This is a genomic window from Mycobacterium sp., assembly GCF_025933915.1.
Classification (GTDB): Bacteria; Actinomycetota; Actinomycetes; order Mycobacteriales; family Mycobacteriaceae; genus Mycobacterium.
Genome location: NZ_JAICZA010000046.1, coordinates 1 through 14,646 on the forward strand (window position 1 = coordinate 1; position 14,646 = coordinate 14,646).

Genomic DNA, 14,646 nt, shown 5'->3' on the forward strand with positions numbered 1-14,646 from the left:
ACGGGTGGCTTGGATTCCGTGGGGCTGTGCGGCAGGGGACCGTCGGCGGGGCCGGGCACAGGCTTGCCCCCGGGCGCGGGCTGGCCCGGTTCCGACGGCTTGGGGCCTGCAGGGGGCGGCTCGGCCGGAGGCTTTACCGACGGGACTTTGGGAATCTCAGGCGGCTTCTTCAAACCCTTCAGTACATCGGCTGCCCGGCCGCCCGCCTTGCCCAGCTTGGAGAGCGGCCCGCCGGGCAGGGCCAGAGTTGCCACGTCGAACATCGATTTGCCGAGAGCCTCGGCGGGATTGCTGCCCCACTCGTCCCAGTGGCTGACGTCCTTTCCGAGCGCTTTCCACGACTCGGCGACTCCCGGTCCACCGTTGGGGCCCAGGCCGACCAGCGGCAACTCCCCGGAGACCACGTCGGCCACGTCTTTGGCGTAGCCCACCGGATCGGTCTGGAGCCGGCTCGGGCTGAATTTCGCGAGCAGCTCAAGGAAGTCCCAGCCTTCCTCGCCGAAGCCTTTCAAACCCTGGCCTACCTGATTGAGGGCCCTGCCGACCGGCGTCCCGTGCAAAAAGTGGTCCCACTCTTTATCCGCCCAGTGGGCCATATCCTTGGCGGCGGTTTCGGCCGCCGACATGGCGGCCTCGATCTGGCCGCCCAGCGCTTCGGCTTCCCGGGCAAAGCTGTCGACCACCGTTTTGATGTCGTCGGCGATCCTCTTGATCTCGTCTTCGTCTTCATCGGTCAGGAGATCCCAGACCTCCTTTATCCCGGTCAGCGGATCGCAGATGCGGGACAGCAGATCCAGGATCGCCGCGTGGACCTTGTCGATCTTGGCTGCGTAGCTATTGAGTTGCGCGGCGATCGTTTGGCATTGCTGCGCAACGCTGCTCGTGGCGCCGGACGCATCAGCCAAAGCTGTGTTGATGGCAGCGGCCTCGGGAATCTGCTGCGCGGCGATGGCGGCCATCGTGCCGCCGCCCGCCGCGATCTCGGTCGTCATGAAGTTGACGCCCGCGGTCGTCCACGCCGCCGCGGCGGTGCGCAACTTCGCGGAATCGCCAGTGGGCCAGATCATTCCGATATAGGGCGCAACCCAGCTCCAGCCCGCCGGCGCGCCGCTACCGGCACCGACGGCCGACGGCGGCGAAGCCCCGACGGTCAACGGCCCGGTCACTGGCGGCGTCGGCAAACCCCCGGCACGGCCCGTCACATCCGACATCGCCTCGGCCAGCGCATAGTTGTGTGCCGACATCCGCACCCCGTCGCCGATGCTGCACACCCCATTGCGGGTACTGGTCAGCGCCTCGATCACCTTGGCCGCCGCACGGTCGTAACTGCGGCCCAGCGCCGCACCGACCGGATCGTCACCGGCCATGCCCACGCTGCCGGCCAGCGCGGTGGTCAGGGCCGTAATCACCGATCCCAACGACTCACTGGTGGCCACCAGCGTGGCACCAGCACCGTCTAGAGCTGTCGGATCACACGCCAGCGGGGCCATCTGCTCACGACCACATACCGTGATTCGTCGACATCGCCCCGGTGTAGTTGCCGTGCGCGGTCGTGGCCACCTTCTCGAGCTGCGCCAGCGCCTCGCGCCTCATCGCCTCGCCGCGCACCCAGTGCTGATGCGCCTCGGCGTGGGCCGCGGCGGCCTCACCCGTCCATGTCGTGTGCAAACGCGTTACCCGAGAATCGATTTCGGTGATCATGTCGTCGGCATAGCGTTGAAACGCCGTCATCCGCTGCACCGCGTCGGCCAGCGCTTGCGGATCCACCCGGAACGCCTCAGCCACCACGCACCGCCCGCTCCGCCTGGGCGGACCCGGCCTCGTTGGCCCGATAGCCCTCGTCGGCCCGGCCCACCAGATGCGCCAACATCGACAAGCCCAGCTGGACCTCGTGAGCGCCCTGATGCCACAGTTCCCACGCCGAGGCATAGGCGCTCCCCGACGCGCCCTGCCAACCGCCCAACATCTGACCGATCTGATCGTCGAGCTGGGACAGCTGGGCCGAAAGATGCTCGGCCGCACCGCTCAGCGAGACGGCGGCCCCCTGCATCACCGCCGGATCGACCCGGATCGTCTCGTCGGCCATAGCCGGAACATAACTCCTGGTAGACGGCCCCACAAGTCGGTGATGACACACTGAGTCCGTGACCCGAGTGCCCGGCAGACCGCAGGTGGAGTTGCTGACCCGCGACGGGTGCGCCATCTGCGAGCGCGTCCGCGCCCGGCTGGCCGACCTGGCCGGTGAACTGGGCTTCGACCTGTCGACGATCGACGTCGACGCCGCGGCCGCGGCCGGCAACCCCGCGCTGCGGGCCGAGTTCGGTGACCGGCTGCCGGTGGTCCTGCTCGACAGCCGCGAACACAGCTACTGGGAGATCGACGAGGCCCGGCTGCGCGCGGATCTCGCCCGCTGACGAGGCGGCCGGGTGGGCGTCGGGCAATTATTTGGTAGCCCAGCTGATAAACGTTTACCGTGGACAGCAGTTCAGTTACTGGAGGATGCAAGGGAGCTGGCCAGGTGATGCTGCCGTGAGCGTCTTGCTCTTCGGGGTTTCGCACCGTAGTGCGCCGGTCTCCGTCCTGGAACAACTCAGCATCGACGAATCCGATCAGGGCAAGATCGTCGATCGGGTGTTGCAGTCGCCGCTGGTGACCGAGGCGATGGTGCTGTCGACATGCAACCGGGTCGAGGTCTATGCGGTGGTGGACGCGTTCCACGGCGGGCTGGCGGTGATCGGGCAGGTGCTGTCGGAACAATCCGGGATGTCGATGACCGACATCACCAAATACGCCTACGTCCGGTACAGCGAGGCCGCCGTCGAGCATCTGTTCGCGGTGGCCAGCGGCCTGGATTCGGCGGTCATCGGCGAGCAGCAGGTGCTCGGCCAGGTGCGCCGCGCGTACGCCACCGCCGAGAGCAATCGCACCGTTGGTCGGGTCCTGCACGAGCTGGCCCAACGTGCGCTATCGGTCGGCAAGCGGGTGCATTCCGAAACCGCCATCGACGCCGCCGGCGCTTCCGTGGTGTCGGTCGCCCTGACCATGGCCGGACGCCGGCTGGACGGGCTGTCGGGCAGGACCGCCGTGCTGGTCGGCGCCGGAGCGATGGGCGCCCTGGCCGCAGCGCACCTGTGTCGCGCCGGCATCGCGCAGGTCTACGTACTGAACCGGTCGCTGTCCCGGGCGCAGCGCCTGGTCCGCAAGATCCGCGACACCGGTGTGCGGGCCGACGCGCTGCCACTGGAGCAGCTGGCCGACGTGCTCGCGGGTGCCGACGTCGTGATCAGTTGCACGGGGGCGGTGAGTCCGGTGGTCTCACTGGCCGACGTGCACCACGCGCTCGCCGCCGCCACCCGCGATGAGGCGACCGAGCCGCTGGTGATCTGCGACCTGGGCATGCCGCGCGACGTCGACCCCGCGGTGGCCGGGTTGCCCGGCGTCTGGGTCGTCGACGTGGACCGCGTGCAGCATGAGCCCTCGGCCCACGCCACGGCCGCCGACGTCGACGCCGCCCGCACCATCGTGGCCACCGAAGTCGCTGCCTACCTGGCCGGCCAGCGGATGGCCGAGGTCACGCCGACGGTGACGGCGCTGCGTCAGCGCGCCGCCGATGTGGTCGAAGCGGAGCTCCTGCGCCTGGACAACCGGCTTCCCGGGCTGGCCAGCGCCCAGCGCGAAGAGGTGGCACGCACCGTGCGGCGGGTGGTGGACAAGCTGCTGCACGCGCCGACGGTGCGGATCAAGCAGCTCGCCAGCGCCCCCGGCGGTGACAGCTACGCCGAGGCCTTGCGCGAGCTTTTCGAACTCGACCAGACCGCCGTCGACGCCGTCGCGGCCGGCGAATTACCAGTCATATCAAGCGGATTCGACGCGGGTAACCCGCAGCAACCCGCCGAGTAACCGATTGGCAAACGTGATCCGGATAGGCACCCGGGGCAGCCTGCTGGCCACCACCCAGGCCGGGCTCGTCAGGGACGCCCTGATCGCTCTGGGGCATCCGGCGGAGCTGGTGACCATCACCACCGCCGGGGACCGGTCGTCGGGGCCCATCGAATCCCTCGGGGTGGGTGTCTTCACCACGGCGCTGCGCGAGGCCATGGACGAGGGCCGGGTGGACGCCGCCGTGCACTCTCACAAGGACCTGCCGACGGCCGACGATCCAAGGTTTGCTGTGGCGGCCATACCCGTGCGCAACGATCCCCGCGACGCGCTGGTAGCACGCGATGGGCTGGTGCTCGGGGAGCTGCCACCCGGTTCGCTGGTGGGCACCTCGTCGCCGCGCCGGGCCGCGCAGCTTAGAGCATTGGGTCTCGGTTTGGAAATCCGCCCCCTACGAGGCAACCTAGATACCAGGTTGAACAGGGTAAGCAGTGGTGATCTTGACGCGATCGTGGTGGCCCGGGCGGGTTTGGCCCGACTTGGTCGCCTCGATGACGTCACCGAGACGCTAGAGCCGGTGCAGATGTTGCCAGCACCGGCTCAGGGCGCGCTCGCCGTCGAATGTCGTGCCGGTGACAGCCGGTTGGCGGCAGTGCTGGCGGAGCTCGACGACGCGGACACGCGTGCGGCGGTCACCGCGGAGCGAGCTTTGTTGGCCGAACTGGAGGCCGGCTGCTCCGCACCGGTGGGCGCGATCGCTGACGTGGTCGAGTCCATCGATGAGGAAGGCCGGATCTTCGAAGAGCTGTCGCTGCGTGGCTGCGTGGCGGCACTGGACGGGTCCGACGTGATCCGCGCGTCCGGCATCGGCACTCCCGGTCGGGCACGAGAGCTTGGGCTTTCGGTCGCCGCGGAGCTGTTCGAGCTTGGCGCCCGAGAGCTGATGCGCGGAGCGCGGCAAGACCCGACGCGAGGAAATTAAGTGCGAGTTACGTGGGAGCGACAATGACGACGCGAGGGCGTAAGCCGACACCCGGCCGCATCACGTATGTGGGCTCCGGCCCCGGTGATCCCGGACTGTTGACGACCCGGGCCGCCACGGTGCTGACGAACGCCGCCCTGGTGTTCACCGACCCTGACGTGCCTGAGCCGGTGCTGGCGCTGATCGGCAAGGACCTGCCGCCGGTTTCCGGCCCGGCCCCGGCCGACCCGGCCGCCTCCAACGGCGACGGCGCCGACCAAGGCCAGGTGCAACCGGCGGTGATCTCCGGCGGCCCCGATGTCCGCCCGGCGCTGGGTGATCCGGCCGAGGTCGCCAAGACACTGACCCACGAGGCGCGGACCGGCGTCGACGTGGTGCGGCTGGTGGCCGGTGACCCGCTGACGGTCGACGCCGTCATCACCGAGGTCAACGCCATCGCGCGCAGCCACCTGCACATCGAGATCGTGCCGGGCCTGGCGCCCACCAACGCCGTTCCGACGTACGCGGGGCTGCCGCTGGGCTCCTCGCACACGGTGGCCGACGTGCGCGACCCACATGTCGATTGGGAGGCTTTGGCGGCGGCGCCCGGTCCGCTGATTCTGCAGGCCACGTCGTCGCATCTGGCCGACGCGGCGCGCACCCTGATCGAGCATGAGCTCGCCGAGAACACCCCGTGCGTGGTGACCGCGCAGGGCACCACCTGCCAGCAGCGTTCCATCGAGACGACGCTGCACGGCTTGACCGACTCGGCCGTGCTGGGCGGTACCGACCCGGCCGGCCCGCTGACCGGTCCGCTGGTGGTGACCATCGGCAAGACGGTGTCCAGCCGGGCGAAGCTGAACTGGTGGGAGAGCCGCGCACTGTACGGCTGGACCGTGTTGGTGCCCCGCACCAAGGACCAGGCCGGCGAGATGAGCGAACGTCTGACGTCCTACGGCGCGCTGCCGATCGAGGTGCCCACCATCGCCGTCGAGCCCCCGCGCAGCCCCGCTCAAATGGAGCGGGCCGTCAAGGGGTTGGTCGACGGCCGGTTCCAGTGGGTGGTGTTCACCTCCACCAACGCGGTGCGCGCGGTGTGGGAGAAGTTCGGCGAGTTCGGTCTGGACGCGCGCGCGTTCTCCGGGGTGAAGATCGCCTGTGTGGGCGAGTCGACCGCCGACCGCGTCCGGGCGTTCGGGATCAGCCCCGAGCTGGTTCCGGCCGGCGAACAGTCCTCGCTGGGTCTGCTCGACGACTTCCCGCCCTACGACAGCGTTTTCGATCCGGTCAACCGGGTGTTGCTGCCGCGGGCCGACATCGCCACCGAGACGCTGGCCGAGGGCCTGCGCGAACGTGGTTGGGAGATCGAGGATGTCACCGCCTATCGGACGGTGCGGGCCGCTCCGCCACCGGCGGAGACGCGGGAGATGATCAAGACCGGCGGGTTCGACGCGGTGTGTTTCACGTCCAGCTCCACGGTGCGGAACCTGGTGGGAATCGCCGGTAAGCCGCATGCGCGGACGATCATCGCCTGCATCGGTCCCAAGACCGCCGAGACGGCCGCCGAGTTCGGCCTGCGGGTGGATGTCCAGCCCGAGACCGCCGCGGTGGGTCCGCTGGTCGACGCTTTGGCCGAACACGCCGCGCGGTTGCGGGCCGAGGGCGCGCTGCCACCGCCGCGCAAAAAGAGCCGCAGGCGCTAGTGGCGCGGCACCGCCCGCCGAGCGTGCGTGTTTGTACGCCGACACGCCGTCGAAGCTGGCATTCTGTGCCCGCTCGCGGCGAGACGTGAGCATGAGCGCGTTTCCGCGGCACCGCCCGCGTCGGCTCCGCTCAACCCCGGCGTTGCGCCGTTTGGTCGCGCAAACGTCCTTGGAGCCAAGGCATTTGGTGCTGCCGATGTTCGTCGCCGACGGCATCGACCAACCACTCCCGATCGCCTCGATGCCCGGGGTGGTGCAACACACCCGCGACTCGTTGCGCGGCGCGGCCGCCAGTGCCGTCGCCGCCGGGGTGGGTGGGTTGATGCTGTTCGGTGTGCCGCGTGATGAGGACAAGGACTCGGTGGGGTCGGCCGGCACCGACCCCGACGGCATCCTCAATGCCGCCCTGCGCGACCTGGCCAAGGACCTCGGGGAGGCCACCGTGTTGATGGCCGACACCTGCCTGGACGAGTTCACCGACCACGGCCACTGCGGCGTCCTCGACGACAGGGGCCGGGTGGACAACGATGCCACCGTGGCCCGCTATGTGAAACTCGCTGTGGCGCAAGCCGAATCGGGCGCTCACGTGGTGGGTCCGAGCGGGATGATGGACGGTCAGGTGGGTGCGATCCGCGACGGACTGGACGCCGCCGGCCATACCGACGTGGCGATCGTGGCCTACGCCGCCAAGTTCGCGTCGGCCTTCTACGGCCCATTCCGGGAGGCGGTCAGTTCCAGCCTGTCCGGCGACCGGCGCACCTATCAGCAGGAAACGGGCAATTCCCGGGAGGCGCTCCGCGAAATCCAGCTCGATCTGGACGAGGGCGCCGACATTGTGATGGTCAAGCCGGCGATGAGTTATCTCGACGTGGTGGCTGCCGCGGCGGACATCTCGCCGGTCCCGGTGGCCGCCTACCAGGTGTCGGGGGAGTACGCGATGATTTGCGCTGCGGCCGCGAACAATTGGATCGACGAACGCGCCGCGGCGCTGGAGTCATTGACGAGCATCCGGCGCGCCGGAGCCGATATCGTTCTCACCTATTGGGCCGCGGATGCGGCGGCGTGGCTTTCGTGAGATGGGGCTTGCTTTGACATCAGAGATGACCGGAAGCGACACCCAGCCGAGGCCGCTGTTCTACGAACCCGGCGCCAGCTGGTGGTGGGTGGCGCTGGGTCCGGTAGCGGCGGGGGCGATGGTCCTGATCGAGATCTGGAGCGGTGCGCCCGTGTCGCTCATCGTCCCCGCGATCTTCTTGGTCCTGGTGTCGGCGTTCGTGGGGTTGCAGGTGAAGGCGGCACGGATCCACGTCTCGGTCGAGCTCACCGAAGACGCCCTGCGCCAGGGCACCGAGACCATCTTGGTGCGCGAAATCATCAGGGTGTATCCCGAGGCCGAGAACCACGAAGCCTCCGGCAAGGAGCTGGCACGCTGGCAGTCGGCGCGGGCGCTCGGCGAATTGGCCGGGGTGCCGCGCGGACGGATCGGTATCGGCCTCAAGCTCACCAATGGGCGCACCGCCCAGGCGTGGGCGCGTCGTCATCGTCAGCTGCGGGCGGCCATGACCCCACTGGTCCAAGAGCGAGTGGAGCCCACCCGATCCGATGTCATCGACGGCGACCGCGACGACGACACCGGGCCGGCGCGATGATCCCCAGTTACCGGGCGGGGGTCGAGCTCGTCGTGGCGGTTGCCGCGCTGGTGGGGTCGGGAGTGAGCTGGACGCGCTCGCACCACACGGTGGCCGTCGCACCCATCGCGGAGGGACAGCCCTTCACCGCGTCGATGGTGTACGACCCTCAGCTGTTGCTGCTGACGTTGGTGTTGTTGACGAGTGCCGGGGTGCTGGCGGTCGTCGGAGCCGCCAGACTGCGGCGTGCGCGCTCTGGCGCTACGACGTCCTTCTGACCAGCGGTAGCGCCATCCGGCGGCGGAGCACGATGGCGTCGGCCCGATCGCGCAGCGCCTCGTGAACGGAGCGCATCAGCGGAAAACTGGCGTCATGACCGGTGTCTTCGAGCAACTCGGTGACCGCTGAGCTGGCCACCAGCGTCCAATCCACCCCGGCGGCGCGACAATCCGCGTCGAACGCGTACAACAGGGAGATAGCCGCCTCAGCAAATTGGCTGAGATCGGCGACGTCGAGAACCAGAGGGTTTTCCCCGAGCGTGAAACGCCGAATGTGGTGACTGACGCGGTCGACATTGCCGTCGTTGATTTCGCCGCGGATATGCACCACCGTCGCCAGGTGGCGATAGTGCGCGCGGACCTGGGCGCCATCGCACTCAAAGACGCAGTTGTCGCGGCGACTCTCGGCGCCTGCGATCGTCATGAGGACCCCTCACTCTCCGTGCCGCTCGCGCAGGCTTTGGGCGGCGCCTCCCCGCTCACCAAAGCCGTCTTCAACGCTAGGCCGCAAGCCTAAGGAGACAGGCAGCCGCGCCTAACTCTTTGCTAAGAAGGGAATGCGGTTTCCGGGCGGAGCAAACCTCCATCATGGCGTTGAGTATTTCGGGCGGCGCTGAAGCGCGTCTGCCACACCACAACCGTCCCCGCATGTCGGCGATTGCGCTGCTAGGCTGCCATGGCTGCCGGTTGCTAGTCGGGGGGCTTGCGAAATGGCGAGATCGCCCGATCAGCCGAGTAGCAGCAGAACGAAACAGCAGGATCCAGACGGGAAGAGCAGCGTGCGGGGCGGAGAGATCCGGGGCGAAATCAAGGCCCTGACGGGACTCCGGATCGTCGCCGCGGTGTGGGTGGTGCTGTTTCACTTCCGGCCGATGCTCGGCGAGGCGTCGCCCGATTTGCGCGATGCGTTGGCACCCGTGCTCAACTGCGGTGCGCAGGGCGTCGACCTCTTCTTCATCCTTAGCGGGTTCGTGCTGACGTACAACTACCTCGACCGCATGGGCCGGTCCTGGTCGACCCGCGCGACCCTGCATTTCCTGTGGCTGCGGCTGGCCCGCGTGTGGCCGGTGTATCTGGTCACGTTGCACCTCGCCGCCCTGTGGGTGATCTTCACCCTGCACGTCGGTCATGTGCCGTCGCCGGACGCCGCCTCGCTCACCGCGATCAGCTATGTGCGCCAGATCCTGTTGGTGCAGTTATGGTTTGTGCCGTTCTTCGATGACTCGAGTTGGGATGGGCCGGCCTGGTCGATCAGCGCGGAATGGCTGGCCTACGTGCTCTTCGCCCTGCTGGTGTTGGTGCTGTTGCGGATGAAGCAGGCGACGCGGGCGCGCAGCCTCATGGTGCTGGCGTTCGCGGCGTCGTTGCCGCCGGTGGTGATGCTGTTGGCCAGTGGCCACTTCTACACGCCGTGGAGCTGGCTGCCGCGGATCGTCACGCAGTTCACCGCCGGCGCCCTGGCGTGTGCCGCCGTGCGCAGATTGCGGCTGACCGAGCGTGGCCGCCGCGCGGCAGGGTACATCTCGCTGCTTCTCCTGGCCGCCATGGTGGGCGTCCTGTATTGGTTTGGGGCGCACCCGATATCCGGGGTGGTGGAGAACGACAGCGGCGGCGTCGTCGACGTGTTGTTCGTTCCGCTGGTGATCTCGCTGGCCGTCGGGCTGGGCAGCCTGCCGAGGGTGCTGTCGACCCGGGTGATGGTGTACGGCGGCCAGATCTCGTTCTGCCTGTACATGGTTCACGAATTGGTGCACACGTCCTGGGGTTGGGCCGTGGAACAATTCGAGCTCGCAACGCAGGACAACCCGTGGAAATGGAACGTCATCGGACTGCTCGCGATTGCCGTGCTCCTCTCGATCGTGCTGTATCACGCCGTCGAAGAGCCGGCCCGACGCTGGATGCGCAAGATGGTCGACGTCCGGGCTGTGACCGCGAGGAGCGATCCCGGCGAGTCAACGAACGGCAAGCCGCATCCGATCGACCGTCCGCTGGAAGCGATTTCGGTCCGCGCGGTGTAAATGGCTGCTTTTGCGCCCGGTCGCGAGTCACGGGCAATATTCGGTGAGAATACGGCGGCACCCGACCATGCCGTTGACAGTGGAGGTAGGAGTGAGTCGTCTGGCCACCTTTCTCATTGGGTTGAGTTTCCTGGCGAGCGTGGGGATCGCATCCCCGGCGCAGGTGCGCACCTACGAGACGCTGACGCTGGACTTCCGGCTGAATCACCTGGCCGTCATCGGGGATTCGTACACCACCGGCACCAATGAGGGCGGCGTGGGCGCGCGGTCATGGCCGTCCCGCGCGTGGCAGGCGCTCGGCGCGCGGGGTTCGCGGGTCTCAGCCGATGTGGCTGCTGAGGGCCGCGCCGGTTATGGCATGCCCGGCGACCACGGCAGTATCTTCGAGGACCTGGCCGCGCGGGCGGTTCAGCCCGATGACGCGCTGGTGGTGTTCTTCGGCTCTCGCAACGACCAGGGTGTCGATCCCCTGTTGCTGACCGAAAAGACGCACGCGGCTTTGGATCTGGCGCGCCGACTCGCGCCGGCCGCGCGCTTGCTGGTGATCGGGCCGCCGTGGCCGACCGCCGACGTTCCGCCGTCGATGTTCCTGGTTCGCGACATCCTGGGCGGGGCGGCCGGGGCCGCGGGAGCGACGTTCATCGACCCGATCGCCGAAGGCTGGTTCGTCGGCAGGCCCGACCTGATCGGCGCCGACGGCGTGCACCCCAACGACGCGGGGCATCAGTACATGGCGGACAAGATCGCACCACTGATCCGCACACAGCTGTCGACCTAGGCGTGGCGGGTCGCTTCCCGGGCGAGCTGGACACGCGATGACACGGCGAGTTTGGCGTAGACGTGCGTCAGGTGGGTCTGCACCGTGCGCGGCGAGATGAACAGCCGCGCCGCGATGTCTTTGTTGGGCAATCCCTCGCTGACGAGCCGGATGACGCCGCGCTCGGTGGGCGTCAGGGACTCCCAGCCGCTGGCCGGGCGCCCGCGCACCCCGCGGCCGCGCTGCGCGTAGCCGATGGCTTCGTCGGTGGTCAGCGTATTGCCGTCGGACCACGCGGTGTCAAATGCCTCCTGCCCCAGGGCTTCTCGGGTTTGTGCCACCGATGCGTCATAGGCTTTATCAAAGGCCTTGAAGCGCATCTCGCCACGTCGTTGGCGCATGCCGTCGGCCGCGCCGAGAAGCCGCGCGGCATGCTCGGGATTGGTGCCGGCGGCCAGGGCCGCGAGGCACTCCAAAGCGTCGGGCAGGTGGAGGTGCCCGCCCGTGCGCTCGGCGACCTCGACGGCGTCGTGCAGGTCGCGCTCGGCCTGCTGCTGCTCACCCTGCGCGATGGCGACCCGGGCGCGCGCGATCAGCGCCATCATCCGATGCCAGCCCGGAACGGCCTGCACCGTCTCGTCGGCCCAGCGGCGGGCGGCGACGAGATCGCCGCAGCCCATGGCGGACTCGGCCATCGGCACCACGCTTCTGGTCAGCAGCTCCTTCAGCGGATAGGTGTGTCGCCAGGCCGCGTCGCAGGCCTGCTTGGCGGCGACTGCATCGCCTCTGGCAAGCGCGGCATTGGCCACGGCCGCGTATGCCGAGTCCTCGTGGAATCCGCCCAAGGTGGCCCCGACTTCCAGGGCGGCTTCGGCAGCCGTGCTCGCTGCCGCGGGATCGCTGAATGAAAGCACCTGCGCAAATATGATCAGACCGAACGTTTCCATCGGGCGGTCGTGGGCCGCGCGCGCCTCCACGAGCAGCGAACTGGCTACGAGGTGCGCCTCGGCCAGCTTGCCCCGCGTCGCCAGCGCGGCCCCGAGGAACGTCCGGCTGTACCGGGACATGAAGCTGTCGCCGAGCCCGTCGGCGAGCTCTCGCCCCTCCTCGCCGGCGGCCTGCCCAGCGATGGGGTCTCCGGCGACACCTTCGGCGAAGCTCTGGTAGGCGCGCAGGTGAGAAAGCGCGGCAGTATTTCCCGACGCGCGAGCCAGGTCCGTGGCCTCGGCGAGGTAAGGGTCCGCCAACTCGGGGTCGCCGGTGGCCAGCATGCCGCAGGTCATCAGGATGTGCGCAACGAGTGCCTGGTCTTCGAGTTGGCGTGCGGCGGCCAGCGCCTCGTCGGCCCGTTGCAGGCTGGCCGGGACGGAGAACCAGACTGCCAGCAGTCCCGCGTCGGCCACCCCCCGTATCCAGATCTCGGCGGCGACGTCATCGTCGCGGTAACGCTCATCGGCGAACACCGCGTCGAACCCGGCCAGGCCCTCGCGGAATCGCGCGCGCGTCACCCACAGCCGCTGCAACGCCGAGACGCCTCGCAGCGCCGGCCCGAACTCGCCGGCGTCGCAACTCCACGCGTGCGCCGCCCGTAGGTTGTCCATCTCGAGCTCGGCCCAGGGGATCAACGGCGTTCCGTCACCGCTCGTCTGGGATTCGAGCCTGACGGCGACGGCGGTGTAGTGGTCGCGGTGGCGGGTCCGCACTACCTCGGCTTCGCCCGATTCGGCGAGCTTTTCCAGGCCGTACTGGCGGACCGTCTCCAGCATGCGGTATCGCATCATGCCGTGGATTTCCTCGGCGACGATCAGCGACTTGTCGACGAGCAGCCCGAGCAGGTCGATGAGCTGATAGTGCTCCACGTCGGCGTCGGTGCCCACGGCGTGGGCGGCGTCGAGGTCGAAGCCGCCCATGAACACCGCCAGGCGGCGAAACAGGATCCGTTCGGGCTCGGTGAGCATGGCGTGCGACCAGTCGATGGAGGCGCGCAGCGTCTGCTGGCGGCGGACCGCAGTGCGGGCGCCACCGACGAGCAGGCGGAAGTTGTGATGCAGACCGTCGACGATCTGGGTCAGCGAGAGGGTGCGGGTGCGTGCGGCCGCCAGCTCGATCGCCAGCGGGATCCCGTCCAGGCGCTGGCAGATCTCACCGATCGCGGCCGAATTCTCCTCGGTGAGTTGGAAATCCGGCCTCGTTCGGCGGGCCCGGTCGACGAACAATGCGAGGGCGTCGCCGTCCGCCGATAGCGACGGCACCCGCCACGTCAGCTCGCCGGCGATGCCTATCGGCTCGCGGCTGGTCGCCAGCACCGTTATATCGGTGCCGGCGTCGAGCAGGGCGATCACCAGGCCCGCGCTGGCGTCCAGCAGATGCTCGCAATTGTCCAAGAGCAGCAACATCTTTCGATTCGCGACAAATTTCGCCACCGCCTCCATGGTGGATCGGCCCGGCTGGTCGACTAGGCCCAGGGTGCGTGCCAGGACGACGGGCACGACGACGGGATTGGTGACCGGCGCCAGGTCGACAAACCAGACCCCGCCACCGAACTCCCGTGCCGCTTCGGTGGCGACCTGGATCGCCAACCGCGTCTTGCCGACCCCGCCGGCCCCGGTCAGGGTCACGAACCTGTTCTCTTTCAACAGCTGCGTGATGTCACCGATCTGCGGGCCGCGACCCACGAAGCTCGTCAATTGGACCGGAAGATGCGCTCCGACAACATCATTCGCGGACCGCAGCGGCGGGAATTCGTTGCGCAGCTCGGGATGGTTGAGTTGCACGACCCGCTCCGGGCGCGGCAGGTCACGCAACGGGTGCATACCCAGGTCCGTCAACCAGGCGTCGGTGGGCAACCGGTCGACCACCAACGGTTCGGTGGCACCGGACAGTACGGTCTGCCCGCCGTGCGCGAGGTCGCGCAGCCGCGCGGTTCGATTGATGGTGGGCCCGGCGTAGTTGCCGGCGTCGCGCAACTGCACCTCCCCGGTGTGCACCCCGATGCGCAGCCGGATCGGCGCCAGCGCGGCCAGCTGCAACTCGAGCGCACAAACCACGGCGTCGCTGGCGCGGGCGAACGCGAGAACGAAGCTGTCGCCCTCGCCTTGTTCGACCGGGCGCACGCCGCCGTGCGCGACCACCAGGTCGTCCACCGTTCGATTGAGGCGCTCGAGCGCGGTCGCCATGATTTCCGGCTGCGTTTCCCACAACCGCGTGGAGCCTTCGACGTCGGCAAGCAGCAGCGTCACGGTGCCAATCGGCAGGTCGCTCATGCTTTGCTCGCTCCAGTCCACCAGCGGCGTATCGATCTCGCTCATGTTAGCCAGCATGCGGGCGCGCCGAGACGCAAAACATCGGCATAAATGCGTAGACCACGGCCGCGACGACGCGGATTTACCGCCCTTTGAACCGGGTGTCAGTCTTCCGCGTGC

At 68.5% G+C, this 14,646-nt stretch carries 13 protein-coding genes and 1 pseudogene; 9 read left to right on the top strand and 5 right to left on the bottom strand.

Annotated features, from left to right (window positions below):
* The 3 genes and pseudogenes from Q0W90_RS09775 to Q0W90_RS09785 form a co-directional block, all read right to left on the bottom strand.
* Window positions 1–1,490 (bottom strand): annotated as a pseudogene (locus Q0W90_RS09775) (NAD(+)--arginine ADP-ribosyltransferase); the annotation flags it as partial.
* Window positions 1,491–1,494: 4 nt separating this feature from the next.
* Complete coding sequence (locus tag Q0W90_RS09780; RefSeq protein WP_297774322.1) at window positions 1,495–1,785, bottom strand: WXG100 family type VII secretion target; 291 nt, start codon at window positions 1,783–1,785, stop codon at window positions 1,495–1,497.
* Window positions 1,778–2,086: a WXG100 family type VII secretion target gene (locus Q0W90_RS09785; RefSeq protein ID WP_297594173.1), complete on the bottom strand. Its 309-nt coding sequence runs from the start codon at window positions 2,084–2,086 to the stop codon at window positions 1,778–1,780. The genes Q0W90_RS09780 and Q0W90_RS09785 overlap by 8 nt, the downstream gene beginning before the upstream one ends.
* Window positions 2,087–2,144: 58 nt before the next feature.
* Between Q0W90_RS09785 and Q0W90_RS09790 the strand changes: the two genes are divergently transcribed.
* The 7 genes from Q0W90_RS09790 to Q0W90_RS09820 all read left to right on the top strand — a co-directional run bounded on the left by Q0W90_RS09790 (window position 2,145) and on the right by Q0W90_RS09820 (window position 8,449).
* Entirely contained in the window at window positions 2,145–2,414 is a 270-nt protein-coding gene (locus Q0W90_RS09790; RefSeq protein WP_297774324.1) for a glutaredoxin family protein, read from the top strand.
* Between the two features lie 115 nt (window positions 2,415–2,529).
* Complete coding sequence (locus tag Q0W90_RS09795) at window positions 2,530–3,900, top strand: glutamyl-tRNA reductase (RefSeq protein WP_297594165.1); 1,371 nt, start codon at window positions 2,530–2,532, stop codon at window positions 3,898–3,900.
* Window positions 3,901–3,913: 13 nt separating this feature from the next.
* Complete coding sequence (hemC, locus tag Q0W90_RS09800; protein ID WP_297594162.1) at window positions 3,914–4,861, top strand: hydroxymethylbilane synthase; 948 nt, start codon at window positions 3,914–3,916, stop codon at window positions 4,859–4,861.
* A 23-nt stretch (window positions 4,862–4,884) separates the two neighbouring features.
* Entirely contained in the window at window positions 4,885–6,543 is a 1,659-nt protein-coding gene (locus Q0W90_RS09805) for a uroporphyrinogen-III synthase (RefSeq protein WP_297594160.1), read from the top strand.
* Between the two features lie 85 nt (window positions 6,544–6,628).
* Window positions 6,629–7,618, top strand: a complete 990-nt coding sequence (gene hemB, locus Q0W90_RS09810; protein ID WP_297774327.1) for a porphobilinogen synthase — start codon at window positions 6,629–6,631, stop codon at window positions 7,616–7,618.
* Between the two features lie 25 nt (window positions 7,619–7,643).
* Entirely contained in the window at window positions 7,644–8,192 is a 549-nt protein-coding gene (locus tag Q0W90_RS09815) for a DUF3093 family protein (protein ID WP_297774329.1), read from the top strand.
* Window positions 8,189–8,449, top strand: a complete 261-nt coding sequence (locus tag Q0W90_RS09820; RefSeq protein ID WP_297774331.1) for a hypothetical protein — start codon at window positions 8,189–8,191, stop codon at window positions 8,447–8,449. The genes Q0W90_RS09815 and Q0W90_RS09820 overlap by 4 nt, the downstream gene beginning before the upstream one ends.
* Here Q0W90_RS09820 and Q0W90_RS09825 read toward each other — a convergent pair.
* On the bottom strand, window positions 8,433–8,873 hold the full coding sequence (locus tag Q0W90_RS09825; RefSeq protein WP_297697693.1) for an STAS domain-containing protein: 441 nt from the start codon (window positions 8,871–8,873) through the stop codon (window positions 8,433–8,435). The two genes, Q0W90_RS09820 and Q0W90_RS09825, sit on opposite strands and share 17 nt — an antisense overlap.
* 355 nt (window positions 8,874–9,228) lie before the next feature.
* Between Q0W90_RS09825 and Q0W90_RS09830 the strand changes: the two genes are divergently transcribed.
* Both Q0W90_RS09830 and Q0W90_RS09835 read left to right on the top strand, forming a co-directional pair.
* On the top strand, window positions 9,229–10,467 hold the full coding sequence (locus Q0W90_RS09830) for an acyltransferase (RefSeq protein ID WP_297594150.1): 1,239 nt from the start codon (window positions 9,229–9,231) through the stop codon (window positions 10,465–10,467).
* 91 nt (window positions 10,468–10,558) lie between these two features.
* On the top strand, window positions 10,559–11,245 hold the full coding sequence (locus Q0W90_RS09835) for a GDSL lipase (RefSeq protein ID WP_297697691.1): 687 nt from the start codon (window positions 10,559–10,561) through the stop codon (window positions 11,243–11,245).
* Here Q0W90_RS09835 and Q0W90_RS09840 read toward each other — a convergent pair.
* Window positions 11,242–14,544, bottom strand: a complete 3,303-nt coding sequence (locus Q0W90_RS09840) for a LuxR C-terminal-related transcriptional regulator (RefSeq protein ID WP_297774334.1) — start codon at window positions 14,542–14,544, stop codon at window positions 11,242–11,244. The two genes, Q0W90_RS09835 and Q0W90_RS09840, sit on opposite strands and share 4 nt — an antisense overlap.
* Between the last annotated feature and the right edge of the window lie 102 nt (window positions 14,545–14,646).